Genomic DNA, 24,824 nt, shown 5'->3' on the forward strand with positions numbered 1-24,824 from the left:
GAACTCGCCTAGATAAACCTTCTAGGCTAAGCTTTTTCGACTAAGCGCATTACACCGCTGACAATCATATCAATGGCAATGGTGCCAATTAATAATGCAGACAATCGCCCAACAATATCGAAATAACGATCAATATACTTGGCATGCTTTGATTTCAAATGATCATGTGAGAGTTTCATTGCGATTAAAACACTACAGCTTAAAAATAGGGTTAATGCAATCACCAGTGCGGCTTCAAATAAAGTCATACTCATTCCTGTAACCACCGCAGCACTGATTGTTCCAGGTCCTATCATAAATGGCATGGCCACAGTACCCGCCAAATGTTCAGGGGCACCACGCATTACCCCAATCGTATCGGCACCTTGAAACACATAGCGATAACCAATCACTAAAAAGATTAAACCGCCAAAGATTTGGAAGGATTCAAAACGCACATTCAGGTATTGACTAAAAATTGCCTCGCCACCCCATGCAAATAAAATAAATACGGTATAAGCAATACCTGCCCCTTGTATTAACCCTTTATTAAAAACCTTGGTTTCGCTATGCCGTATTAATCCAATCATATAAATACTCATAAGGAATGGATTTAATAAGGCAAAGAACAAAGCAAATGCATGCGTGTACGTTGAAAACATCTTTATTCCCTTAAGTGAATAACTGCCTAAAAACGATAAATAAAGGTGAAATTTAAAAGTTTCTTCCACTTGGCATCATCGCCTGAGGCAAGTGCATTTCCAGAACCACCAACAAAGGGATCACTTTTACTCATGACATATTCGCTATACACCGAGATGTCCTTATAATCAAAAAGTACGCCTACAATATTTCGGATTGAATCATTGAAACCTTTTTGTTTTTTTTCAAAACCACTAAAAACCACATAGGGACTGACATTCAGCCCATCTCTTACATTTTTAAAACTGTAGCTTGTATCGACTGAATAAAAGTGACCTTTGTTGGCAATGTCATATTCAGTTTCAAAAGAGCCAAGTGTTGAGCTATAGGGGTTTAAAGGGTCCTGATTATTGATGGCCAAGGAGCCCCCCGTTAATGTCATTGCAAAGTTTTTATAATGCACCTGATTAAATAAAGCCCACGCTTTCCGTGAACCATTCTGGGCGTTTCTATTATTTTCAATGTCTGAATACCAATAACTTCCACCGACTGAAACCTTCAAATCAGGGTTTTTCAAAAAAGTGAGCTCTTGCTTAACCCGGGCCATCCACATATTTTTTTCATTGAGATCTGTTTTCGCTGGATCTGCGGAATGGACTAAATTTGCGGTATAACGTGCAGCATCTCGACTATTTCCAACATAATTGCCACCATCGGTCGCAAAATATGCCAAATCCACTTTGGTTTTAGAAGGCAATTCAACGTGATAATTCACACCCAAATTATGCGCGTCCTGTAAGCCCATCGTGTTATTGATACCGGCATAAAAACTACTGTCCCAAAAAGTCCCTGGACCAAAAGGAATCGGTTGTAAACCCAATGTCACATGATCGGTTGAGTTAAGTTTATAACCAACATAACCGTCCACCAAGGTTGAAAAATCACATAGAGTATCGTATTGATAACAACGGTATTCGGCCTTTCCAAACCAGTCTTGCGATTGATAGTCTAATTTAACAATTGCAGTATCAAATTTAATTTTTTGATCAGAGACAGGCACGCCATAATCTTTGTCTTGATAGTTGGCACGTAACGTTGCTGAAAGCGTTAAAGCGCCCAACTCACTCTCAGGATCACCGATACTCAACCCTGCATATGCTGGACTGATCATTGCCCCAACCCAAAACCCCATGCTGAGTTTTAAATAACCTTTATTCATCTACATTTCCTTGTATGTTTGTATTTGCAACGAATATGAAACGTATTCCTATTTTCATATTTTAAAAAAATGCATTGCTGCTTTAACGCGGGAGAAGCAGCAATGCAATACAGCTTTAATCTGATCCTGTCCTTTTAGCAGAGCCTAGGTGAGGCCATGCAAGGCTTTCCAATTTCCAGGATGTACCACATAGCCAAATAAGGCATGCCCAGCATAAGTTAATGCCGTACCTTCAGGAATCCACAACATTTGCCCTGGTCGAACTTCATGTTTTTGACCATTGGCTGTCAATTCAAAACAGCCTTCAATCACAAAAATCACTTCGTCATAAAGTACGGTCCATTCCACCTCAGCCCCTTCCCAACGTGCGAATCCAATTCCCATGTTGGGAGAGACTTCGGGGCTTAAAGCCCGTGCCACATAGGCCATACCGGGTGTTTCACCGCGGATATTAAAGCTGAGATCTTGATGATCAATTCGTATTACTTCACGCATGTTTGCCTCCAAATTCCTTTTACAATTCACTTCTGCTTTGCCATTTCGCTAAACCAATCCGAAATTTCACCCCTAGACCTAAAAAAGGTTCAGGTGGATTGAGGCTTGGCATACCTGTTACATATTGAATATCTTGTAAAGCCTGTGAATCCGCTTGTATCGCTAAATCAGCAAGTAAACCTCCAGAAACCGTTCCCCAAGCGGCACCCACACCATTGTCACAAGCGCTGGCATATACGCCATTTTCTAACTGGCCAAAGAAATTGGTAAAATTACGCGATATCGCATAGACCCCACCCCATGTATGGGTAAGTGGAATATCGGCAAAATCGGGATAGCGAGCACGCAATGCTTTATAATGCTCGCCCTGCACCCACTGCCGCGTCTGATCATTCACACTGGCCGCATATTTCGGTACATGCTTATAGGTATTCCGAATTAAAATTCTACGATCAGCCGTCATACGTAAAGTCGTGCCAGCATGATCTGCAGGAGTAAGCCCCCAATTTAACTCACCCTGATAACGCTCAAGTTCTGCATCACTGAGTGGGCGTGTCCAGCTGGCAAATGTCATGACTGGCAAAAGTCTATTTTTTAAATAGCCAAATTCTCGGGTGAAAATGCTGGTTGCCAATAAAACCTTTGGTGTTTTAAGCGTGCCATCATCTGCATGCAACAGCCATTTCTGCCCCTGTTGCTGTATTTTTCGAATCGGTGTCTGCTCAAAAACGTCAACATTTTCAGGTAGATTATTTCCTAGACCTCTGACCAAGGCTGCAGGTTGCATCAAATAAGTACCTGGGGTAAAAATAGCGCGGCTGTAGTAATTGGTCCCCAACACTTTTGCCAGTTCAGTTTGTTCAACCACACGAAAGGGTTCACCAAGATCTTTCATTAATGCTTCAAAATGATCTAAATGTGCTTGTCCACGCGCACCAACTGCACCCTGATATTTACCCACCGCAGACCACTGGCAATCTATTTGGTAATCGTCAACCAACTGCTGTAATTGCGAAATGGCCGATCGATTCAGACTCAATAATTTCTGCTTATGCGCAGGATCTGGATGTTCCAGCGCAAATTTATGCGGCAAATCAATTACAAATCCTGAATTACGTCCAGAAGCACCTTCCGCAATGCGCTGTGCATCTACCAATACAATGCGTGCATTCGGTTGACGTTCAGCCAATCGCCTTGCCGCTGCCAAGCCAGCAAAGCCAGCACCAATGACGACAAAATCGGCATTTTGTTCACCACTCATTTTTTTGCTTGGCGCTGCTGTGGTCAATACGTCATACCAACCACAGCTTCGATCATCATTTGGTAAAGCAATCATGTTTTGCTCCTCAAGCAGCTGTCATGTTGTGATTCAGTTTGTCCAACCATGCATTGCGCTGACTTTGTAATTCTGCCCCCAACAACACAAAACCTTGTAATCGACCTTGCTCATCTAAAAAGGCAGCCGTATGTTCAGCCCCATGCTGCTCAATCACCCAGCTGCCCTGACCACTTGCTGGCAAAACAGATAAGGGCATAATCGGTGTTTTGACCACAACGGGTGTTGCACTTAACTGCGCTGCCGTCGCTCTTCCCAACAAGGTTTGAACCAACGCAGGGATGGCTTGATTAATCGGATTGATATAAGGCGCCCACTGCCCATTTACTTCGGCACAATCCCCCAAAGCAAAAATTGCGGGGTCGCTCGTCCGATGTTCAAGATTGGTCTGAATACCGCGCCCAATGGCCAAACCTGCATTTTTTGCGAGTTGTGTGTTGGCACTGAGCCCCACCGCACTGAGTACTAAGTCAGTGCGCAGTTGCTGTCCATCCGCCAATTGCAATAGAAACTGTTCATGCTCAACCTGCATACTGCTTAGGCTATTCTCTAATTTCCATTCAATCTCCAACTGACTGAGTGCCTGTTGCAATGCATTGCCGATTGGCTCTGGGAGTAGTCGTTGCATTGGCCATTGCCCCAGCCCAATAATGCAAACCTGAATACCTTGTGTGGCCAAATCATTGGCAAACTCACAGGCAATTAAGCCATCACCTAAAATCGTGACATGCTTTTTATCCTGTAATTGACTGCGAAAATGTCGATAGTCCGCAAGATCATTCACTCTTAGAATCGATTCAGCCGCACCTTGTACTGGAATCACTATCGGAGTCCCACCAACAGCCAAAACCAGTCGTGCATAAGGATATTCCCCAATACTGGTGATTAACTTTTTGTTGTCCCGATCGATTTTCTCAACCTGCGTATGTGCATAAACCCGTATATTGAGACGCTGCTCCCAACTAAGCGCTGATTCTCGCAATAAACTCTGTCCATCTTTACCCAAAGCCAAAGCATTCGATAAAGCTGGTTTACTATAGAGTCCACCATCATCTGCAGTAAAAACTGTAATCGCTAAATCTGGTGCTTGGGCACGTAAGGCCAAGACCAACTGATAAGCCGCATGCCCTGATCCGACAATCACCACCGGTTCTTCAACAGCTAAAGTTGCAACTTCCGCTTGTACTGCCTGCACTGCTTGTACTGGGGAATTAGCGCTTTCATTGCTGATTTCAATCATTTCAAAATCTGCTTTGCTCACCAGACAATCTGGGCAGAGCCAATCTTCGGGAATATCTTCCCACTTGGTCCCTGCGGCTATGCCATCTGCGGGCCAGCCTTTTGCTTCGTCATAAATCCAGCCACATATGAGGCATAACCATTTTTTCATCTGCTGTTATTCCTTTATCTCAGGAGATCTAAGCGGTGCTTAAGCGAATGCCAATGTTGCGGGTTTGGACGTAGCTATAAATCGCTTCCTGACCTTTTTCTCGACCAAAACCAGACAAGCCAACACCACCAAATGGTGTTTCAATACCACCTGCAAACCATTCATTAATGAAGACCTGACCACCTCGAAGTTGGTTCGCCACATTTAAAGTTTGACTGAGACCTTCACCAAACACGCCAGCGACGAGGCCAAAGTCAGTGCCATTTGCAATACGGATTGCTTCGGCTTCTTCCTCAAAAGGCATAATGACCAACACTGGACCAAAAACTTCTTCATTGGCGATCTGCATTTCTGGCGTGGCTTCTATCACAGTTGGCAAGACAAAATAACCTGGCCCATCGACCGCGATGCCACCACATAACACTTGCGCACCTTCGGCTCGTGCTTGTTCAATCATTGCCAAAATACGTTGCTGCTGTTGCTGTGAAATCACGGGGGTAATCTCTGGATTGTGCTCACCGGGGCCGGGACACAGACTTTGTGCAAGCGCAACGACTGCTTGTTTGACTTGGTCATAACGGCTCTGTTGAATAATGAGCCGTGACATCGCAGAACAGACCTGACCTGCATTAAAGAAAATTCCGACTTTTACGCTAGCGATCAATTGATCTAAATTGACATCAGCAAAAGCAATTGCAGCAGACTTTCCACCCAATTCCATCACCGATGGGGTGGCACGTTCAGCAGCATCTTTTAAAATGCTTTGCCCAGTTTGAACCGACCCAGTAAATACAATCTGATTGCAAAACTGATGTTGCACCAAATGACGACCAACATCTGAACCCTTACCGCAGAGTAGATTGATTGCACCCTTTGGAAATCCTGCTGTTTCAATCGCTTTCACTAATATGGTCATGGCCAATGGCGAGAGCTCTGGCGACTTTATAACCACTGCATTCCCTGCTGCCAAAGCCGGTGCTAAAGAGCGTGCACAAATCGAGACTGGAAAATTCCATGGCACAATTTGAACAGATACTCCCATCGGGACATATTGCGTAAAATCAATATAGTCCTTGCCCAGAGGCACCGAAATCCCCTCTATTTTGTCTGCTAAACCGGCATAATATTCAAAGTAACGCGCTGCCTCATTAAACTCATCGTAGGCATCATTTAAACTTTTCCCATTCTCACGACAGGCAACCAACGCACCTGCATCGGCAACTGCACGAATTGCTTCAGCCGCCTTGAGCAGCCAAGTGGTGCGCTGCGCTGGTCGAACATCGCTTAATGCACCACTCTCGACGCAGCGTCGAGCAGCAGCCATCGCCAAATCTGCATCTGAAATATCTGCTTGCGCAATACTGGCATAGACTTGACCCGTCGCAGGATTGTTCACCAGCAGTTGACCTGCAGCATCTTTCCATTGACCATCAATATAATTAAGGTAGTGCTGCATCTTAGGCCTCCAACGCAATTTTGGTCTGTGTTGCTAACCATTTTTGGAAAAAGTGGGTGGGTAAATCCATCTCTGGTGAGAACACACCACCGCCAAAACCTGGTGAATGGCGGCCTTTTTGCATCCCCTCTACCGCATTAATATCTTCTAAAAAGACCACTTTCCACGAGGCTAAGGTTGCAGCACGACATTCAGCATAAATATCTTGCGTTGATTCATCACCTACGAAATATAAGCGTAGTTTTTCAATGGTTTTCTCTGCATTAATCGGATCAATCATCATGGCAAAAACATGATCCGCTTGAATACCTAACAACACATTCGGGAACAGTGCCACATACTCTGCATGGCGTAGTTTATCTGTGGGCCAACTTGGGAATTTTGGCAGATGAGTACCTGCGGTATCTGATAAGTTATATTTGTAGCTGCCTTGCCCAGCAAAGCGATCATCAAATAAAATATTGTAATGATCTTCTAATTTCGAATAGGTATTCAGTGCGGGGTGAACCCAAGGTAAATGATAGGCTTCACAGTAGTTTTCAACTGTTAGCTTCCAATTGGTTGCGACTTCAATTTCCAGTTGTCCACCCATATTGACACGGCGTATTTGTGCCAAACCATCCTCGCCCCAAAAACCATTCCAGCGTTCGACTAAGGGTGCAATATGTGCTTCAAAAGCAACGGCATCTCCAGAAATATTGACAAAAACCATGTCCATCCAAATGGCTGAGCGCAAGGCTTTTAACCCATGCTTTTCACACTTAAAACGCTCATCTTTGTGCTGTCCAATCCCACCCACATGCGGTGTTCCTTTCAACTGGCCATTGAGATCATAACTCCATGAGTGATACGGACAACGAATCACCCCTTCGATCACGCCCTCTTGATCGACCAAACGCATTCCTCGGTGACTACAGACATTGTGAAACACCTGCACCAGACCTTCGCGGTTACGCATCATCAAAAGTGGCAAGCCCATAAATTCAACAGGTTTAACCGATCCATTTTGAGCAAGATCTGAAGCAAAACCAACACAGACCCAGGTTTTACTCATGATTTGATCACGCTCAAAATTAAAGTAATCCTGATTGGTATACGCCACATTAGGCATCCCATTGGCGAGATGGATTGGATTTAATACATTTTCGGCTTGCTGTACGCTAATAAGTTTTTGGCTGACATTACTCATGCTGATCTCCATATATTTAACCAGTGAAGTGCTTCCTGCGCTCGCTTCACTCTTTAGCACGCTGTGCTGCTTTAAGGAGATTGTGGTAAACATCATCGCGACAAACAAACGACTTTTTAGCTAGGTGTTAATGAGTTTTCATCATGCATCGCCTTTCTATCTATGCCTTTGAAAAACTTGCATTGAGCAGCCAAAACATGATCTATGATTAAAACTCACCCATGAGTGAGAATAAATCAGTTGAGTGCATTCCCCACATCTCACTACTCTTTTAGCAATCGCAAGAACGGTTAACAGGTAGTTAACTGCTGCAACGCATCCAAGGAGGAGTTATGCGTGCTACATCTGGGGTCTTTAAAGGGCTCAATCCGACAGTGACAGTCATTTCTAAAATATTAGTCTTTGCTTTTGTCATTTTCTGCGCCCTTCAAGCGGAGCGTGCAGGACAAACATTTGAAATGATTTCAAGTGTTCTATTACTAAATTTGAAGTGGTTCTATATTGGTCTAATGACCTTTGTCGTGGGCTTTTTATTGTATTTAATGGTCAGTCGTTTTGGCCATATTCGGCTTGGGCGAGATGATGAAAAACCTGAATTTAGCTTTATTGCTTGGATCTCCATGCTGTTCTCTGGGGGTATGGGAATTGGTTTAGTCTTTTGGTCTGCTGCCGAGCCAATGTGGCACTATGCCAATAACCCTTTCACCCCTGATTTCAGTGATGAATCAGCCAGTATGGCCATGCAACTAACCTTTTTTCACTGGGGTTTACATCCATGGGCAATCTTTTGTGTAACTGCCTTGGCACTGGCTTATTTTTCTTATCGTAAAGGCTTACCTTTTAGCCTGCGCTCGATTCTTTATCCTATTATTGGCGATCGTATTTATGGTCCGATTGGACACACTATTGATATTTTAACCATTGCAATCACAGCCTTTGGTATCGCCCAGTCGTTGGGGATGGGGGTCATCCAAATTAATTCGGGGTTAAATCAAGTTTTTGGTATTAGCAACAGTTTAGGCGTGCAATTTTTAATGATTGGCATCCTCTGCAGTATTGCGACAGTATCAGTGGTATTTGGTATTAATCGCGGTATGCAACGCTTATCACAACTGAATATGTTGTTGTCTTTGCTACTCATCATCATTTTGCTTGCCATCGGCCCCACCCGCTATATCTTACATACTTTGCTCGAAACCACAGGGAATTACACCCAAAACATTGTTGGCATGAGTCTCTGGAGTGATGCACAAAAAGATTCTGGCTGGCAAAATTGGTGGACCGCATATTATTGGCCATGGTGGATGACCTGGGCACCCTTTGTCGGCATGTTTGTGGCAAGAATCTCACGGGGGCGTACCATCAGAGAACTCATTTCCGGGGTACTTCTGGTGCCAACCTTTATCACAGCAATCTGGATGTCTGTGATTGGTGGTTCTGCACTCAAAGTTGAGCAAGATGCCAGACACCATTATGAACAACAACGTGCCGCGCTAATCGAAGCTGGACAACCTGCCCCTGAAGCTTTTGCTGGCGGGCCAATTGTGACAGCCACCAAAGCAGACAATACCCGTGCCTTATTTACCATGTTTGACAATATTGACCGTGGTATTATCGGGCAAGCTTTAAGTGTTATTGCTTGTATTCTCTTAGCCACTTATTTCATTACCTCTGCTGACTGCGGCACCCACGTACTCTGTTTTCTTGATGCGGAGGGCTCCACCGAAACACCGATAAAAATCAGAATTGTCTGGGGCGTATTGATTGCTATTATTGGTGCAGGCTTACTCTATGCAGGGGGACTCAAAGCGATGCAGACAGCGTCAATTATTGCAGGCTTCCCCATCTCGATCTTCCTTGCCATCATGAGTGTGACTTTGTTTAAGAGTTTACGCAGAGAACCTCAAGCTTGGGCCATGATGCCGCAACATGTACTTCCAGATTATTTAGATACAACAGATAACAGCCACAAAGACAAGGCGTCCAAAGATCAATCCAATTAATCTCAAAACTTAACCGCATAAAAAAAACAGGGATTTTAAAATCCCTGTTTTTTATGCTCAACCCTATTTACAGATTAAACTTCACTTAATCCCTTCTGCCCGACCTGCCCTGGTAACTGTTCCAACAACCAATGCCGAAACTGTTTTACGCTAGATGGAATCACACCACGATCACATGGCTCCAACATACAAAAATTAGCTTTGGTTCGTAAAACGGTATCCACAGGACGAACCAATTGACCACTTTTTAAATACTCATCGACCAACGATCCCCAAGCCAATGCAACCCCCTGACCATTGGCAGCAGCTTGTAATAGCAATGGATAATTATTGATATTGACGCGATTCTTTGGCGTCAATATTGGATAATTCACTGATTTAATCCATTCCGCCCAAGTCATCCAATCTCTTTGAGATTCGTCCAAATACAGCAACGTCTTCCCAAAAATATTTTCCAATGTCATCTCCCCTTTAAATTGTTCAAGATAACCAGGACTACAGACAGGAAAAACTTCTTCTGGGAATAAAGTGGTTGTATGCATATTTTCAGGTTTAACCCGGCAATAAAACAAGGCCAGATCGCAGTCCATTCGGTGTAAATCAGCAATATTATCTGTCGTCAATATCCGCAAATCTATACCTTCAAGCTGTTCAAAAGATGCAACTTTAGGGAGTAACCACAAAGCAGCCATCGCATTGGTGGTGGCTACAGTCACCTGATTTTCACCTTGCCATTTTTTTATCTCAGCCGTGGCCTGAGCAACTTCAAGCAATGAACTATAAATGGTCTGATAATATTGCAATCCCGTTGCCGACAAACAGATATTACGATTGGCCCGAACAAACAACTCTTTTCCTAGGTATTCCTCTAGCTGTCTGATTTGGCGACTAATCGCTCCTTGTGTCACATTTAATTCATTGGCGGCTAAGGTAAAACTGAGGTGGCGTGCTGCTGCCTCAAACACAATAAGACTATTCATTGGTGGTAGGGGTTTTATCTTCATGGACACTCCTGATTTGTCCTGATTCCCCACATGATTGATTTAATCTAAAGACCCTCCAAGGCTCCATGCCGATTATGGGGAGTCAATCATGTAAGAAAAGATTAAGGTAATGCTAGGTTGATTTGAATCAATTATTCATCCATCCCGGTTGAATATGAGCGTGTTTAAACCAAAACCTTCTTACATTGTGGAAATTCTCATACCGATACATCCTGCATACGTGATGAATCCACATAAAGTCTCATAAACAGTTCTGAATAAAAAGTGAGAAAAACTATTTACTGCATGAGTTTTTATCATGCGTGTTTTAAAATGATTGTTCAATTCTTCTTTATAATAAAAAAGGCTAAAATTTCAACATTTAGCCTTTTCATCTTGTCTGAGCAATCGCATAACGATTTTGCTCGATGATCACAAAATTCTAGCCCTGCTCTTGTCTTCGCACAGCGTATCTGGTCTTAAGCCGAAAACTGTGTAATTTCAGACAAAGCGGCATTCACTAAGAATATTCTAGAACGAATTTCGGTTACCCCAGCTGCGGTTAAACGTGCAGCATGCATGTCTAAATAAGCTTGTGCATGTGCTTCCGTATCAAATAAATAAACGCCACCCGCCTGCTGTTCAGTTTGATTTTCTGTCCAAATTTTCCAAATTAGACCAGGTTCTTGCGTAATTGAATTGGCCAAGCCCTGCATGCTTTCGGTCATCGCATCCCCCCAAGGGCCTGAAAATGAAAAATCAACTTGTAATAGATAAGACACGCTTGTTCACCTGATGTATAAAATGTTCAATCTGATTCTAATACATTTTAGTACCACGCTGCATATTCGTCCTTTATACAGCGAAAGCTACTTTTAACGAAATTACAGGCAATAAAAAAGACCTATTAGTTTTTAATATTAACTAATAAGTCTTTGTTTATTCTACCAATATTTTGGTAGGCATGACCAGATTCGAACTGGTGACCTCTACGATGTCAACGTAGCGCTCTAACCAACTGAGCTACACGCCTAAGTGGGATGCATAATAGTAATTATTGTTGAGGTTGACAAGCTTTTTTAGTGGAATTTAATTTGGATGAACGTTCTTTGTGCGAATTTCACTTAAATCAAGCTTTGATCGCTACTTTTCACTAAAAACAAGAAGTTTTGATCACCAATAGCTTTCAGGCGCAACTCAACGAAGCTTTCATTGAATGCAATCAACAAATAAATGATGAAAATAGTGGTGATTTAGATAATCGACCATGCACCAAATCATCTGCACAATTCAATCTATACACGAAAACAAAAAAGCCAATCAGCACGACACTGATTGGCTTTCTCTTCAATACAACTTAGGGCTTAAGCGATTAACGACGTGGCAATGGAATGTACTGTGATTCATTGCTTAGCACTTTACGCTCCCCCACTTTTACATTTAATAAAATTGGTTGATTACCGCGAACAACTTCAATTTGAATTTCGGTATTGGGTGCCTGTAAAGCCACATAATTAATTAGATGTGAAGCAGATGTAATGTCTTCATCATTCACTTTGACAATTTTATCACCTAATTTTAATCCGGCTAAAGCGGCTGGACCATTTTTAAGCACATCTGCGACGATTACCCCAGCAGGTTTTGCAGAAAGCACATCATCTTGTTTTGGCGCAACCAAACTGATGCCTAACCAACCGCGAATAACGCGACCATCTTTTAAGATCGAGTTCAGTACCTGTTGGCAGACTTTGGCTGGAATTGAGAAACCAATACCAAGTGATCCACCCGATTGCGAGAAAATAGCGGTGTTCACCCCAATCAGATTACCGGCAACATCAATCAGCGCCCCACCTGAGTTACCAGGATTAATCGCCGCATCGGTTTGAATAAAGTCTTCATAGGTATTAATGCCAAGGTCAGAGCGCCCTGTCGCTGAAATAATCCCTTGAGTAACAGTTTGTCCAACACCAAATGGATTACCAATCGCAAGTACCACATCACCAACTTCATTGCCACTGAGTTTAAATGGCAATACGGGTAAATTATCAAGATTAATTTTGATAACAGCCAAATCTGTGTCTGGGTCTGTTCCAACAACTGTCGCTTCTGCACGGCGACCGTCTTGCAGACTCACAACAATTTGTTCAGCCTGCGCAATAACATGATTATTCGTTAAAATATAACCATCTGGACGTACAATAACCCCAGAACCTAGGCTATTTTCATTGGGGCTTTGAGTGCGGCCTTGTTGTTGATCACCAAAAAATTCTCTAAATGCCGGATCATTAAATAATGGATTGGTTTGTTTAACTTTCTGTGTGGTAAAAATATTAACCACGGCAGGCGCTGCGACTTTAACTGCTGCACTAAAGGAAACCACACCACCAGCACGTGATGTATTTAGCAACGGCTCGACCTTCTCCGCAGGCATTTTCACACCATCTGAGGCAATTGGGGGCTTCGGTTGTTGATACTTTTGCCAACCAATAAAACTGATAATGACGACAACGAGTAAGACCCAAGGTAACCAAGAAAAGGAGCGGCGCACTATTACTTCCTCTAAGAATTATTTAATTAGTTGATGGCAAAGAATTTTATACATTGTAATCAAAATAAATGAAGATACAAAGAAACCGAATAGAGATTTGTTCAGCTTTAGTTACAAATTAAATTATACTCTCAAGATTATAATTTATTTTTTAGAAAAACGATGGCATTACTTAGCGATATCCTCTTATGGTGCAATGAAAGCTTAAAGAGCAATGAATTTAAGGACTATGCACCTAATGGCTTACAGATTGAAGGAGAATCTGAGGTCAAACGTATACTTTGTGCTGTGACCGCTTCTCAAGATGCAATTGAAGCCGCGATCGCCTACCAAGCCGACATGCTTCTGGTACATCATGGTTACTTTTGGAAAGGTGAAGCCTACCCGATCACAGGCATGCGTGGTAAGCGTATCAAGGCCTTGATCCAAAACAATATCTCCTTGGTTGCCTATCACTTGCCCTTGGATTCCCATCCAACGCTTGGCAATAATGCAGCGATCGCTGATCTTTTAGAACTGGATTCAATTCAGGCTTTAGATCCAAGTGAAAGGCATCCGATTGGGAATATCGGCTATTTAAAATCAGCGATGTCTCCGACTGACTTTAAAGCGATGCTAAGCAATCGCTTAGGCTTTGAGTCGATTCACTTACCTGCTGACAAAGCACAAATTCAAAAAGTGGGCTTCTGTACCGGTGGTGCGCAAGACTATATAAGCAAAGCAGCAGAACAAAATTGTGATGCCTATATTTCGGGTGAAGTCAGTGAAAGAACCTTCTATGAAGCCAAAGAGTTAGGTGTGCATTATTATGCTTGTGGTCATCACGCGACTGAACGTTATGGCGTACAACGTTTAGCACAAGCCATTACTGAACAATTTAGCGATATCGAATACAGTTACTTTGAATTGAATAATCCGATTTAGTTGAGCTTTATTTTCAATCTGCTTTATGACCGCAAAGCAAGGCTTTATTCTGTATAGTTATTTAAAGACTGCACTATTGGTAGCAAAATCAACTACAATAGGCCCACTTAATTGTATAACCCAGCAAATGCAAGGAATAGGAACATGACGACTATTACGTTACCTGCGCTCCCGTATGGCTACGATGATTTAGCGCCACACATCAGCAAAGAAACTTTAGAATACCATCATGATAAACACCACAATACTTATGTGGTGAATCTAAACAACTTGATCAAGGGTACTGAGCTTGAAGGTAAAACTTTAGAAGAAATCATTAAAGCTGTTGCTGGTGATGCTTCTAAAGCAGGTATCTTTAACAACGCTGCTCAAGTTTGGAATCACACGTTCTATTGGAACAGCATGAAGCAAAATGGTGGTGGCAAACCAACTGGCGCGCTTGCTGCTAAAATTGACGAAGATTTCGGTAGTTACGAAAAATTTGCTGAAGAATTTGCTGCTGCTGCAACCACTCAATTCGGTTCAGGTTGGGCTTGGTTAGTGGCTGATAAAGTCAATGGTAAATTATCAGTAACCAAAACTGCAAATGCAGATACGCCACTTGCACACAACCAAGTTGCAGTATTGACCATTGACGTTTGGGAACATGCGTATTATATCGATTTCCGCAACATGCGTCCTAAGTACATCACGACTTTCCTTGAAAGCTTAGCGAACTGGGATTACGCAAATGCGAAATATGCCGGTTTAGAAGCTGGTGTAGAAAAATAATTTTTCTAACACGCTTAAAAAATCACCCTTCGGGGTGATTTTTTTGATTTATTACAGCGAAATGAATACTAATAAAGCAAACGAACCGCTTCAATCGTAAATAGTATTGACGACTTCGAGTTTCATCCTTAGAATGCGCATCAGATTCTCCAATAGCTCAGTCGGTAGAGCGACGGACTGTTAATCCGCAGGTCCCTGGTTCGAGCCCAGGTTGGAGAGCCATCGATCTTCCATAGCTCAGTCGGTAGAGCGACGGACTGTTAATCCGCAGGTCCCTGGTTCGAACCCAGGTGGAAGAGCCAAGATTCAAAAAGCCCATAACATTGTTATGGGCTTTTTCTTTGCCCAGATTATAAATATAAAATACTTCTGATAAGCGCCTACTCCCCTATTGTAATTACAAAACCTTCCCTCAAAATATCAGCATGATGGCGATAAAAAAGACAATCAAATCAACATTAAAGCTTTTTTATCTAAAGCGGCTTGACCAAATGCACTGAGATGCATAGAATCCGTTTCAGATTCTCCAATAGCTCAGTCGGTAGAGCGACGGACTGTTAATCCGCAGGTCCCTGGTTCGAGCCCAGGTTGGAGAGCCAAGATTCAAAAAACCCACAACATTGTTGTGGGTTTTTTATTGACTAAAATTGGGTTGATAAATAAGTTTACTCAGCGCTTGAGCTTGGCATCGCAGTTGAAGCTTCTACAACAGCTTGATCTTGTTTTACTTTAACCAATGCTTGTTGTTGACGAATTAACTCATCCATTTCACGCTTATTTTCTAAGTCCGATTTCTCAAGCAGTGAACGAATCCCCAGCATCGCAAGTAAAAAGACCACCACGGCCAATATACACAGCAGTATTTTAAAATTGATATTTCTTGCTTGCGACATCTTTACTCTCTTAAAAAATACAATGACTTAAAATTGGCATCACTATAGCAAAATCAAAAATAAATACAAAACCTCAATCTTTAGATCGGCTCGACCTCTTCATCTGTTCGCTAAAATCAAAGCGCAAAAAAGGAGCCGTAGCTCCTTTGGGTTTCACAACCAGACCCGCTTATTGTGCAGGCATATGTTGTTGAATGAAGGCAACCACTTCTTGACGTCTGATTTTAATTGCTGCGGTATGTGATGCGCCCACAACATAATCTACTCTGATGTCTGGAGAACCTAAACGTCTTAACTCAGCAACCACGTTTTGTGTCATGGATGCAGGTACATTGGTATCGGCGGTGCCCTGAATAATATATACCGGTTTATCAATACGTTTGGTTCCTGGCTGACTATCAACAAGGAACTTTTCAACCGATTTATCATTTTTAAAACTCGCTTCATCTAAGCCTGGATAATCCATCACACTTGTGCCTGGATATTTCTGCATATAATCAATAATGTCGACCTTAAAGTTCTGGATCAGACTCTGGCTCGGATCGGCATCATTTAAGCACATGCCATTTTCACCGGTGCTGCCCTCTCCTAGTGCAGCCAAGCCTTTGGCACGTAGTTGGAATAAATCACGATATTCAAAACTTGGTTCGTAAGCCTTAATACCGATTCCTGTGAGTGCAGCATATGACAATAAGGTCGCATAGGAGGTCACAGAGTTACGATCTTGCAAAGGTTGCTGAGCTTGATTTTCGAGCACTTCAATTTTTCTTAATTCAGTCGGTGCAACTTCTAAAATAATTTCACCCAAACTCGAAGCTGGTGCGCCTGCCACGGCACCCTTATAAGTCGGATCGGTATTGGCATATTCGGCTGTCCCAAGCGAGGCCTGACCACCTTGAGACTGTCCGGCAGACATCCATGCGCCATTCAGATCTTTACCATACTTGGCTTTATATGCAGTAACTGCTGCAAGCGCTGATTCGGCTTCACTTTGTAGATTTAAATAGGGATGAATACCACGTGTCCCAAGTCCCTCATAGTCTGGTGCAATAATAATATAGCCCGCAGCCAACAGGTCTTGCGCCAACTCAGCAAAGTTTTCACCAATTAATGTATTACTTGGCGCACAACTATCTCCCACACCAACCGTCCCATGTTCCCAAACCACAACACGCCAACCGTCCTTTGGTTTTGCTGTCTTAGGATAAAAAACCAATGCAGTTGCATCAGCCATTTTCCCTTGTACGTTTTTCATGGTGTAAGTCATAACTTTAATGGAAGCCGCATTGGCTAAACTGTCCTTCACATAAGGCGTTTCTTTTATATAGTTATTGAGTCCTTGTGGTTTCTGATAATCATCATTGTCGTTACAGGCAGTTAGAAGTAATGCTCCACTGCAGCATAGCGCTAGCATGGTTTTTTTTAGTAGATGACCCATCTTAACTCCCTATCTTAAATTACACATTCTTGTGCTGAGAGTGAGTAATTAAACACAAATTTAATGCATTGAACAGATATTTAAGTTTAGTTTATCTAAATAAATGTAAGTATAATCAATAAAAACCTATAAATAGCAGTGGTCAGCACAATTAAAATATGGCGACTTTCAATAAAATCTTCTCAAAAGACAATTACTAAGATCTTATCTAGCCCATCACGCATTTGGGTTGAATTGAATAAGCAATCAAAAAAATGTGGTGTCTATCTGGCATTTTGATGGGGCTAGATTTTGTTCGCTTTAAATGAGCTCTATGATCTAATGTCTCCTTTGATGTCTAAGTAAATCGCTGTTGTCTCATGTTAAACCTAAAAATAAAAGGAGCCGAAGCTCCTCCTACTTTGTCTCGTACACTGTCTATTACACTACTTCTTGCTTGCTCTCTATCTCATTCTCTTATGACGCAGGCATGGTCTTTTTCACAAATTCCATCAACGTATCATTGGCCTTATCAATAGCTGTGGCATGCGTTGCATCTTGCTGTTCTGAATAAGTAACTATAGAACCCAATCTTTCTAGCTTTTCTTTTAAAGCAATCGTTTCTAATGGATCTACACTTGAATCGGCTAAACCCTGAATAATTAATGTCGGTGTATTGAGTTTTTTGGTTCCAAGTAGATTGTCCTGAATATACTTAACAATCATAGGATGGGTCGCAAAATTAGGAATAATACCTGGATAGTCAGGAATGAATGCCAATGGGTTCTTCTCAGTAAACTGCTTTATTTCAGTCATAAATAAGCTTCGCATATCAGCTAAACAACGCCCATTATCGCCAACCGGCCCACCCTCTGCTGCTTCTGCAATTGTGGCTGAACTTCCAATAAATAATTCTTGGTAATTAAAGCTTGGATTACTTGCCTTGATCCCTACCACAAAATAAGAGGCATACGTTAAGAGATCACTATAACCTGTAAGGACTCTATCTTTATACTCTGGGATTGTTTTCCCAATTTCCAATCTGGCAGGTCCTCTAGCTGTTATGAGTTCCACAATATTAGAAACAGGTGCACTAGCAATAGTACCTTTGTAGGTCGTATCGTTATTGGAGTATTCTGCCGTTCCTAAGGCACCATGCCCGCCTTGAGACTGCCCAACAGCCATCCAAGATCCTTGATAGGTTTTACCATATTGTTTTTTAATGGCATTTACTGCATAAATTGCCGATTTAGCTGCACTGCCTAAATTCATATAAGGATGATGCACCCCAGGTGTACCTACGCCCTCATAATCAGGCGCGACAATGACATAACCGGCTTTAAGTAAGCTGGTTGCAAGTATCTTGAAACTTGCATTGATCTTATTCGCACTCGGTGCACAACGATCACCTAGACCAACCGTACCATGTTCCCAAACCACAATACGCCAACCATCTTTCGGTTGCGGTGTTTTAGGAATCATCACCATTGCTGTTGCTTTGGCTGTTTTACCCAATACAGTCGGCATGTTGTAACTCATTACATTAATCGATGCAGCATCCTCTAATAACGTATCCGCACTATAAGCAACTTCACCTAAGTATTCTGCAGATGTTTTATTTGCAGCATTTTTATTGGTGATTACGATTAGGGCATTCGGAGGTGTATTGGGTGCTTTGTCACCAGCCTTAGGCGCTTCTCCTGTTTTTTTGTCATTCGCTTTAAGCGCATCTGGTGCTTTGCCGTCGGCTTTAGGTACGTCTGCTGCTTTGCCATCTTCTGCCTTCTCTTTTTCTGGTGCTTTCTCTGGTTCTGGTGTTTTCTCTGGTTCTGGTTCTTTCTCTGGTGCTTTTAGTTTCGTTTCAACTGCTTTTACAGGCTCGGTTTTTTTGGGTTGCGGCGTTGGAGGGTCATCCTTCTTATCTTTACAGGCACTTAACAGCAGCATACTGCTGCAGCAAACAGCCAATACTGGCACTTTGAAAGTGTTAATCATTTTTCATATCCTTTGATTTAGATGAGTATTATTAAGTACTACTTTTTCACATCTACGCTTTCCTTACAGGTCTTTCGATTTTCATTATTCACTTTTTATTTATTTCATTGAGATTTTATAATGTGTACGCCTACGACTTTTAATTGATCAAACTTCGTACAAAATCATTATATAAATATGTTTTACTTAGTCAAAGAAATTAATATTGATTTTATAATTATTTATTTTTATTTTATTTAACTTACTGCTTAACAATAATATATTCTAAAAATAAATATAAAAATAATTTATTATATTTATTTATAAAACCCAACAACCATATATTCTTTAAATAAAATTTCAAACAAAGTATCTACCTGTATTTATTTTAAATAAACACTCCATTTAACCACGCAGAATTTTATAAAATAGCGATAATATCTAAGCTTCAATCTTATATTTAAAACCAGACCAAAGCTTATATCAAAAGCAATATTAAAATCACACTTTTGATTGGCATTACCAAGTCAACCCATCAATTGACTCAGCAACACAACCACTTAAATTAAAGCATGCCCTCTTTCAATGACGAGGCTGGCATATATTGTTGTACAAACTTTAGCAACTCATCATTTTTTTGCACAATTGCCTGACTATGCGATGCGCCCTCCACAGGCACAAAGTGAAGCGCTGTCCCAAGTTCAATCAGATGATCCTTTAAACCAACGGTGATTACATATGGAATGGCTTCATCTGCCGTTCCTTGAATAATCATCAATGGACTTTTTATTTTCTTGGTCCCTGGTTGATTATCCAACAGGAATTTTTTCACACTCGGGTTTTGATTAAAATCTTTATTGAGTGCCGGATAATCTAAAACTGTTTTCCCCTTATTTCTTGCTAGAAAGTCTTTAATATCAGCACTGAATCGACTATAAAGCGGGGCTAAACATTCACCTTGCTCACCTGTAGAACCTTCTGCATAAGCCGCAATCTCGCCAGAGCGTGGTTCAAATACTTGTTTATAGTTGAACTGTGGTTCATAAGCTTTAATTCCAACGGTGGCATAGGCAGCAAAGGTCAGCAACCCTGCATAGCCTTCAATCGCAACCTCCTGTTTTCCTGCAGCAACCAACTGCTCCAATACCATCGGTGCACCGAGCGCAATAATATCGAGACTCGATGCTGGTGCTGCTGCGACAGTACCTTTGTAATTTCGATCATCATTGGCATACTCAGCAATTCCTAAAGCGGCATGCCCACCTTGCGACTGCCCAACAGACATCCAAGCGCCATTCATTTGATTTTGATACAGTTGTTTGATCGCTATCATTGCATAACTTGCAGATCGTGATGCACTGCCTAAATTTAAATAAGGATGAATACCAGACGTGCCTAGGCCTTCAAAATCTGGTGCGACAATCACATAACCCGCTTTGAGTAAACCTGCAGCCGTTGTTTTAAAGTTTACATCCAAGGCATTATTACTTGGCGCACAACGATCACCAATGCCAACAGTACCATGCCCCCAAACCACAACGCGCCAACCATCTTTCGGCTGCGGTGTTTGTGGAAACATTAACATTGCTGTGGCTTTTGCTGTTTTACCCTGAACGTTGGGCATGTTATAAGTCATCACTTGTATTGACTTAGCTTCTGGCAAATTATCTAAACTGTATTTGCGTTCAGAGACCTGCATGGTTGTTTGCTTGTTCGCCTTCGGTCGAGGTTTTCGACGATCTTTATTGTCATCCTGACATGCACTGAGTAATATTGCAGCGCTACAACAAATCGCTATTAATTTTAGTTTTAACATGATCTTCATCCTTGGATTCATTGTTATTTAAATATATGTTCTCATCTCGATAAAGGATAATAGAACATAAAAAAAACCACCTGAATAGGTGGTCTCTTTAAAATAAAAATAGTGTTTATAATAGAGAAATAAATATTCCTGCAAAGATCATCAAACCAATCCAACGATTATGGCGAAAGGCCCAAAAACACTGTTGCGGATCACGATTATGGGTTTTTATCCATTGATAAATAAAATCAAGCATTGCAACAACCAAACCAATAATTGCATAAGGAAATAATAAACCTTCTTGGTATAAAGCTGCACCGATTAAGATTAAACTGCTGGCTTGTAACAGTGAAATTATCGCAATATCATATTGACCAAATAGTATAGCCGTAGATTTAACCCCAATTTTTAAATCATATTCTCGGTCAGTAATCGCATATTGGGTATCATATGCGACTGTCCATGCAAGGTTTCCAAAATATAATAACCAGCAAGTTAAATTGGGCTCTGCGCCTACAGCTGCATAGGCCATTGGAATAGGCCAAGAAAATGCAGCACCTAAAAAGACTTGAGGCAGCTGGGTATAGCGCTTCATAAATGGATAAATGAAGGCCAAAAATAAAGCCCCAAAGGACCAGTAAAATGTTTCAATTGGCAGAAATAATAATAGCGTAGCGCTTGCTGCAACCAAAACTAAAAATACGGCTACAGCCTCTTTACCACTTATTACCCCTGTGGCCAATGGGCGATCTTTGGTTCTTTCTACATGCGCATCCACTTTACGATCCGCAAAGTCGTTTATTGCACATCCCGCAGCACGCATAAAAATTACGCCCAAAGTCATTAGAAATAAAATTTTTAAATCAGGAATACCTTTCGCAGCCACCCATAAGGCCCACATGGTTGGCCAAAATACCAACTCAGTACCAATCGGCTTATCAAAACGACAGAGATAATAATAAGCAGCCAAACGTTGCCGCCAATGTATTGTATGTTGAGTGACCATGATTATCCTTGGGGATCTGCAGCTTGATTGACCTGTGCGGCAAGAAATTGCTCAAATGCAGGTAAAAAAGTTTCTTGAACAATGAATTTACAACCGTGCCAAGTATAACAACTTTGCCGGGTCCAACCGTCCTCTAAATACAAGACACGTCGTTGACATTTCGGCTGATGACGATCGAATAAATAGCGGCCAATTGGTTGAGTACCAATATATTTAAACAAGCGCGCTTTGGCATGCAGACTTAAAATTGGAAAAATACTTTTTGCTTTGACCCAAGGCTGTGTTTCACAACCATAGAGCAAACTTTCACGCACCCATGAGGTGTGATGAAATGGCATTTTCATCCATTGACTGTCTTTAAAATTCATTTTTTTAAAATATTGCTGAGTGGGCTGCACTCGAAAGGTGCCCCCTGCTAAATCTGTAAGCTGCTGCGTTAAAGAACCTGAGGCATATAACCACCTTTTTAATTCCGGATTTAAACCCTTGTTAAACAATGGTTGAGCATGCATATTCAACTTCTCTCGCGCTTTTTAAGCAGTATAACTGATATCAGCATCATTTTTAATATTTGATTAATCATGTAATTAACTGATCATATTATCCGCTAGAATTTTCAAAATTCGATTTTTGATGAGATCAAGAATATCCAACAGTCCATACGATAATCTAAAAAACCGGACTTCTATCTCCCCCGAACACAAGCGATCGCATTTGATCATCTTCAAGAAATTTATCGGTTATTCAGGTTGATTGACTTGAACTTCTAATAAAGTACTCCATAATCATAGTGATCAATTGATTCATAAATATTTTTTGTCGCTGTCATTTTTTGAACATCAAGATTAGACATGCTTTGTATGTCGAGTATTTCGACATGGCAGCTGCGAATTTGATTTATAACCTCGATGCGAAATAGTCTACAATTATTGATAGATTCATTTTTCCGATTCTAACAATGCAAAAATACTGTTTCCTCAATAAAGAAAAATCACCTATTCTAGTTTCATATTAGATACAAACCTCACTCTTGGAGATATTGATGAGCTTAATTAACACCGAAGTTAAACCATTTAACACTCAGGCTTACCACAATGGCCAATTCGTTGAAGTGACTGAAGCTGCACTTAAAGGCAAATGGTCTGTATTCTTTTTCTATCCAGCAGACTTCACTTTTGTTTGCCCAACAGAACTAGGTGACCTTGCTGACAACTATGCTGAATTCCAAAAAATTGGCGTTGAAATCTATTCAGTTTCTACTGATACACATTTCACGCATAAAGCTTGGCACGATTCTTCAGACGAAATCAAAAAAATTCAATACCCAATGCTTGGCGATGCAACTTGGACTTTGTCTAGAAACTTCGAAGTATTAATCGAAGCTGCTGGTCTTGCTGACCGTGGTACTTTCGTAATCGATCCAGAAGGCAAAATCCAAATCGTTGAAATCAACGCTGGTGGTGTAGGCCGTGATGCAACTGAATTACTTCGCAAAGTAAAAGCTGCTCAATACGTTCACGCTCACCCAGGTGAAGTTTGCCCAGCAAAATGGAAAGAAGGCGAAGCAACACTTGCACCTTCAATCGACCTCGTTGGTAAAATCTAATCTACTTTAATCTTTTGATTTAAAGTTGATAAAGCAAAAAACCACGTCCATGTGACGTGGTTTTTTGTGGCTATCATTTACTCATTGTATCGTTGCTTAAAAGCAATGTAGTTCGTTGGCTTAGGACTTTGGAGAAATCAAAAACAGTCCTGCGCCTAATGACAAGGTCATGCTCATAAAGCGTTCATCATTTTTAACAGCTTCAATAAAACTTTTGACTTCAGCTGCATGTGAAATCACATTATCGACAATCAATACACTGCCCTGCTTGATAAACATCTGCTGTAAATACGGCCAATAATCTAAGTAAGCATCACGTTCAGCATCAAGTAATATGAAATCATACTGCTGATCATGCTGTTCAACTAAAAAGTTTTTAGCATCCCCGACCCAAAAATCAATCACATGATCGAGTTTTAATTCCGTCGCATAATTTTGCGCTTTTGCTGTACGAGCAGGATCAATTTCAAGTGTTGTCAACTTGCCACCCGTTACCTGGATGGCATCTGCCATCCATAAGGTCGAGTAACCTGTCGAAGTTCCTATTTCTAATATTTTTTTAGATTGTTGAATTCGAATCAACATCGCAAGGTATTGTGCGGAATCAGGTTCAATATTTCGATATCGTTTGATCCGATCGCTTTGTACTGCATCGTGTTGCATAAAACTACGGTACAGTTGATTGATTCGATCGGTAAAAGCTGTACTTAAACTCATAATGCTTTTTTCCCCTGAGGTTTATCTCAGTATTCAATCTTTACATGACTTTAGGTCAAAGCGATGACATTTGACTGAATCTTATGTGAGATCTTGTTCTAACTTAAAACGTGGCACTTGGCTGCCATCCTCTTGTTGTACATTTTCAATAAACATCGCCAAAGGTCGAATCCAGATAGAGTAGTCATCATATAAACATTGATAAACCACATGTTCTTCTCTGTTTTCACTGTGTTTGGCAACATGAAGCACTTGATATAACTTTCCTTTATAGTGCCGATATATGCCTCTGTTAATTTGCATTCTTATTCACTCATCTCATCCTATATTGCCAGTATTGTAATCAGAATGCTGTACTGAACCACAGCGGCATTGATTCTAAAAACCGATCACAATGATAAATACAAACTGTTTTACCTATATATGCGTTTATCGTATGATGGCTGCAATCCAATAATTTAAATCTTCTGGA

At 41.3% G+C, this 24,824-nt stretch carries 22 protein-coding genes, 4 tRNA genes and 1 pseudogene; 7 read left to right on the forward strand and 20 right to left on the reverse strand.

What is annotated here, in order from left to right:
- Window positions 1–26 precede the first annotated feature (26 nt).
- From FD716_RS11240 to FD716_RS11270, 8 genes and pseudogenes are all read right to left on the reverse strand, one after another.
- The gene (locus FD716_RS11240) at window positions 27–641 is read right to left on the reverse strand and encodes a MarC family protein (protein ID WP_139852419.1); all 615 of its coding nucleotides are present in this window, start codon (window positions 639–641) and stop codon (window positions 27–29) included.
- Window positions 642–667: 26 nt separating this feature from the next.
- Window positions 668–1,840 carry a hypothetical protein gene (locus FD716_RS11245; RefSeq protein ID WP_139852420.1) on the reverse strand — a complete coding sequence of 391 codons (1,173 nt, stop codon included), beginning with the start codon at window positions 1,838–1,840 and terminating at the stop codon, window positions 668–670.
- Window positions 1,841–1,984: 144 nt separating this feature from the next.
- Window positions 1,985–2,335 (reverse strand): cupin domain-containing protein, encoded by a 351-nt coding sequence (locus FD716_RS11250; RefSeq protein ID WP_139852421.1) that lies wholly within the window; start codon window positions 2,333–2,335, stop codon window positions 1,985–1,987.
- A 19-nt stretch (window positions 2,336–2,354) separates the two neighbouring features.
- Window positions 2,355–3,671: an NAD(P)/FAD-dependent oxidoreductase gene (locus FD716_RS11255; RefSeq protein ID WP_139852422.1), complete on the reverse strand. Its 1,317-nt coding sequence runs from the start codon at window positions 3,669–3,671 to the stop codon at window positions 2,355–2,357.
- A 10-nt stretch (window positions 3,672–3,681) separates the two neighbouring features.
- Entirely contained in the window at window positions 3,682–4,911 is a 1,230-nt protein-coding gene (locus FD716_RS11260) for an NAD(P)/FAD-dependent oxidoreductase (protein WP_228714994.1), read from the reverse strand.
- Window positions 4,900–5,061 (reverse strand): annotated as a pseudogene (locus FD716_RS19090) (rubredoxin); the annotation flags it as partial. The gene FD716_RS11260 and the pseudogene FD716_RS19090, both read right to left, overlap by 12 nt.
- A 28-nt stretch (window positions 5,062–5,089) precedes the next feature.
- Entirely contained in the window at window positions 5,090–6,517 is a 1,428-nt protein-coding gene (locus tag FD716_RS11265) for an aldehyde dehydrogenase family protein (protein ID WP_139852424.1), read from the reverse strand.
- 1 nt (window position 6,518) lies between these two features.
- A complete protein-coding gene (locus tag FD716_RS11270; RefSeq protein WP_139852425.1) occupies window positions 6,519–7,706 on the reverse strand; it encodes an aromatic ring-hydroxylating oxygenase subunit alpha in 1,188 nt (395 codons plus the stop codon).
- Between the two features lie 332 nt (window positions 7,707–8,038).
- On the opposite strand from FD716_RS11270, the gene FD716_RS11275 reads away from it, so the two are divergent.
- Complete coding sequence (locus FD716_RS11275; RefSeq protein WP_139852426.1) at window positions 8,039–9,709, forward strand: BCCT family transporter; 1,671 nt, start codon at window positions 8,039–8,041, stop codon at window positions 9,707–9,709.
- 74 nt (window positions 9,710–9,783) lie between these two features.
- Here the strand turns inward: FD716_RS11275 and FD716_RS11280 are convergent, their stop codons facing one another.
- The 4 genes from FD716_RS11280 to FD716_RS11295 all read right to left on the reverse strand — a co-directional run bounded on the left by FD716_RS11280 (window position 9,784) and on the right by FD716_RS11295 (window position 13,240).
- On the reverse strand, window positions 9,784–10,713 hold the full coding sequence (locus FD716_RS11280) for a LysR substrate-binding domain-containing protein (protein WP_139852427.1): 930 nt from the start codon (window positions 10,711–10,713) through the stop codon (window positions 9,784–9,786).
- Between the two features lie 458 nt (window positions 10,714–11,171).
- On the reverse strand, window positions 11,172–11,474 hold the full coding sequence (locus tag FD716_RS11285) for a monooxygenase (protein ID WP_139852428.1): 303 nt from the start codon (window positions 11,472–11,474) through the stop codon (window positions 11,172–11,174).
- A 174-nt stretch (window positions 11,475–11,648) separates the two neighbouring features.
- A tRNA-Val gene (locus FD716_RS11290) sits at window positions 11,649–11,725 on the reverse strand.
- Between the two features lie 339 nt (window positions 11,726–12,064).
- Window positions 12,065–13,240, reverse strand: a complete 1,176-nt coding sequence (locus FD716_RS11295; protein ID WP_139852429.1) for a S1C family serine protease — start codon at window positions 13,238–13,240, stop codon at window positions 12,065–12,067.
- 162 nt (window positions 13,241–13,402) lie between these two features.
- Between FD716_RS11295 and FD716_RS11300 the strand changes: the two genes are divergently transcribed.
- From FD716_RS11300 to FD716_RS11320, 5 genes are all read left to right on the forward strand, one after another.
- Entirely contained in the window at window positions 13,403–14,164 is a 762-nt protein-coding gene (locus FD716_RS11300) for a Nif3-like dinuclear metal center hexameric protein (protein ID WP_139852430.1), read from the forward strand.
- Window positions 14,165–14,308: 144 nt separating this feature from the next.
- Window positions 14,309–14,935 carry a superoxide dismutase gene (locus tag FD716_RS11305; RefSeq protein ID WP_139852431.1) on the forward strand — a complete coding sequence of 209 codons (627 nt, stop codon included), beginning with the start codon at window positions 14,309–14,311 and terminating at the stop codon, window positions 14,933–14,935.
- A gap of 146 nt (window positions 14,936–15,081) precedes the next feature.
- Window positions 15,082–15,157, forward strand: a tRNA-Asn gene (locus FD716_RS11310).
- Window positions 15,158–15,161: 4 nt separating this feature from the next.
- Window positions 15,162–15,237: transfer RNA gene (locus FD716_RS11315), tRNA-Asn, on the forward strand.
- Window positions 15,238–15,458: 221 nt separating this feature from the next.
- Window positions 15,459–15,534: transfer RNA gene (locus FD716_RS11320), tRNA-Asn, on the forward strand.
- Window positions 15,535–15,600: 66 nt separating this feature from the next.
- Here the strand turns inward: FD716_RS11320 and FD716_RS11325 are convergent.
- The 6 genes from FD716_RS11325 to FD716_RS11350 all read right to left on the reverse strand — a co-directional run bounded on the left by FD716_RS11325 (window position 15,601) and on the right by FD716_RS11350 (window position 22,541).
- Window positions 15,601–15,828 carry a hypothetical protein gene (locus tag FD716_RS11325; RefSeq protein ID WP_139852432.1) on the reverse strand — a complete coding sequence of 76 codons (228 nt, stop codon included), beginning with the start codon at window positions 15,826–15,828 and terminating at the stop codon, window positions 15,601–15,603.
- A gap of 169 nt (window positions 15,829–15,997) precedes the next feature.
- On the reverse strand, window positions 15,998–17,266 hold the full coding sequence (locus tag FD716_RS11330; RefSeq protein WP_139852433.1) for an alpha/beta hydrolase family protein: 1,269 nt from the start codon (window positions 17,264–17,266) through the stop codon (window positions 15,998–16,000).
- A 456-nt stretch (window positions 17,267–17,722) separates the two neighbouring features.
- The gene (locus tag FD716_RS11335; protein WP_139852434.1) at window positions 17,723–19,240 is read right to left on the reverse strand and encodes an alpha/beta hydrolase family protein; all 1,518 of its coding nucleotides are present in this window, start codon (window positions 19,238–19,240) and stop codon (window positions 17,723–17,725) included.
- A 544-nt stretch (window positions 19,241–19,784) separates the two neighbouring features.
- Window positions 19,785–21,035, reverse strand: a complete 1,251-nt coding sequence (locus FD716_RS11340; RefSeq protein WP_407641890.1) for an alpha/beta hydrolase family protein — start codon at window positions 21,033–21,035, stop codon at window positions 19,785–19,787.
- A 115-nt stretch (window positions 21,036–21,150) separates the two neighbouring features.
- Window positions 21,151–22,029: a 4-hydroxybenzoate octaprenyltransferase gene (gene ubiA / locus FD716_RS11345; protein ID WP_139852436.1), complete on the reverse strand. Its 879-nt coding sequence runs from the start codon at window positions 22,027–22,029 to the stop codon at window positions 21,151–21,153.
- A gap of 2 nt (window positions 22,030–22,031) precedes the next feature.
- Complete coding sequence (locus FD716_RS11350) at window positions 22,032–22,541, reverse strand: chorismate--pyruvate lyase family protein (protein WP_139852437.1); 510 nt, start codon at window positions 22,539–22,541, stop codon at window positions 22,032–22,034.
- Window positions 22,542–23,071: 530 nt separating this feature from the next.
- On the opposite strand from FD716_RS11350, the gene ahpC reads away from it, so the two are divergent.
- The gene (ahpC, locus tag FD716_RS11355) at window positions 23,072–23,635 is read left to right on the forward strand and encodes an alkyl hydroperoxide reductase subunit C (protein ID WP_139852438.1); all 564 of its coding nucleotides are present in this window, start codon (window positions 23,072–23,074) and stop codon (window positions 23,633–23,635) included.
- A gap of 120 nt (window positions 23,636–23,755) precedes the next feature.
- Here ahpC and FD716_RS11360 read toward each other — a convergent pair whose 3' ends face one another.
- A complete protein-coding gene (locus FD716_RS11360) occupies window positions 23,756–24,352 on the reverse strand; it encodes an O-methyltransferase (protein WP_139852439.1) in 597 nt (198 codons plus the stop codon).
- A gap of 81 nt (window positions 24,353–24,433) precedes the next feature.
- A complete protein-coding gene (locus tag FD716_RS11365; RefSeq protein ID WP_139852440.1) occupies window positions 24,434–24,655 on the reverse strand; it encodes a DUF1653 domain-containing protein in 222 nt (73 codons plus the stop codon).
- Between the last annotated feature and the right edge of the window lie 169 nt (window positions 24,656–24,824).

Source organism: Acinetobacter pullicarnis, from assembly GCF_006352475.1.
GTDB lineage: Bacteria > Pseudomonadota > Gammaproteobacteria > Pseudomonadales > Moraxellaceae > Acinetobacter > Acinetobacter pullicarnis.

Bases quoted from the DNA above. Each gene is read 5' to 3' on its own strand.
- FD716_RS11270 (WP_139852425.1), bottom strand. From the start codon at position 7,706: ATGAGTAATGTCAGCCAAAAACTTATTAGCGTACAGCAAGCCGAAAAT.
- FD716_RS11335 (WP_139852434.1), bottom strand. From the start codon at position 19,240: ATGATTAACACTTTCAAAGTGCCAGTATTGGCTGTTTGCTGCAGCAGT.
- FD716_RS11250 (WP_139852421.1), bottom strand. From the start codon at position 2,335: ATGCGTGAAGTAATACGAATTGATCATCAAGATCTCAGCTTTAATATC.
- ubiA (WP_139852436.1), bottom strand. From the start codon at position 22,029: ATGGTCACTCAACATACAATACATTGGCGGCAACGTTTGGCTGCTTAT.
- FD716_RS11325 (WP_139852432.1), bottom strand. From the start codon at position 15,828: ATGTCGCAAGCAAGAAATATCAATTTTAAAATACTGCTGTGTATATTG.
- FD716_RS11260 (WP_228714994.1), bottom strand. From the start codon at position 4,911: ATGATTGAAATCAGCAATGAAAGCGCTAATTCCCCAGTACAAGCAGTG.
- FD716_RS11365 (WP_139852440.1), bottom strand. From the start codon at position 24,655: ATGCAAATTAACAGAGGCATATATCGGCACTATAAAGGAAAGTTATAT.
- FD716_RS11330 (WP_139852433.1), bottom strand. From the start codon at position 17,266: ATGGGTCATCTACTAAAAAAAACCATGCTAGCGCTATGCTGCAGTGGA.
- FD716_RS11360 (WP_139852439.1), bottom strand. From the start codon at position 24,352: ATGAGTTTAAGTACAGCTTTTACCGATCGAATCAATCAACTGTACCGT.
- FD716_RS11265 (WP_139852424.1), bottom strand. From the start codon at position 6,517: ATGCAGCACTACCTTAATTATATTGATGGTCAATGGAAAGATGCTGCA.
- FD716_RS11255 (WP_139852422.1), bottom strand. From the start codon at position 3,671: ATGATTGCTTTACCAAATGATGATCGAAGCTGTGGTTGGTATGACGTA.
- FD716_RS11305 (WP_139852431.1), top strand. From the start codon at position 14,309: ATGACGACTATTACGTTACCTGCGCTCCCGTATGGCTACGATGATTTA.
- FD716_RS11350 (WP_139852437.1), bottom strand. From the start codon at position 22,541: ATGCATGCTCAACCATTGTTTAACAAGGGTTTAAATCCGGAATTAAAA.
- ahpC (WP_139852438.1), top strand. From the start codon at position 23,072: ATGAGCTTAATTAACACCGAAGTTAAACCATTTAACACTCAGGCTTAC.
- FD716_RS11240 (WP_139852419.1), bottom strand. From the start codon at position 641: ATGTTTTCAACGTACACGCATGCATTTGCTTTGTTCTTTGCCTTATTA.
- FD716_RS11340 (WP_407641890.1), bottom strand. From the start codon at position 21,035: ATGTTAAAACTAAAATTAATAGCGATTTGTTGTAGCGCTGCAATATTA.
- FD716_RS11245 (WP_139852420.1), bottom strand. From the start codon at position 1,840: ATGAATAAAGGTTATTTAAAACTCAGCATGGGGTTTTGGGTTGGGGCA.
- FD716_RS11280 (WP_139852427.1), bottom strand. From the start codon at position 10,713: ATGAAGATAAAACCCCTACCACCAATGAATAGTCTTATTGTGTTTGAG.
- FD716_RS11275 (WP_139852426.1), top strand. From the start codon at position 8,039: ATGCGTGCTACATCTGGGGTCTTTAAAGGGCTCAATCCGACAGTGACA.
- FD716_RS11300 (WP_139852430.1), top strand. From the start codon at position 13,403: ATGGCATTACTTAGCGATATCCTCTTATGGTGCAATGAAAGCTTAAAG.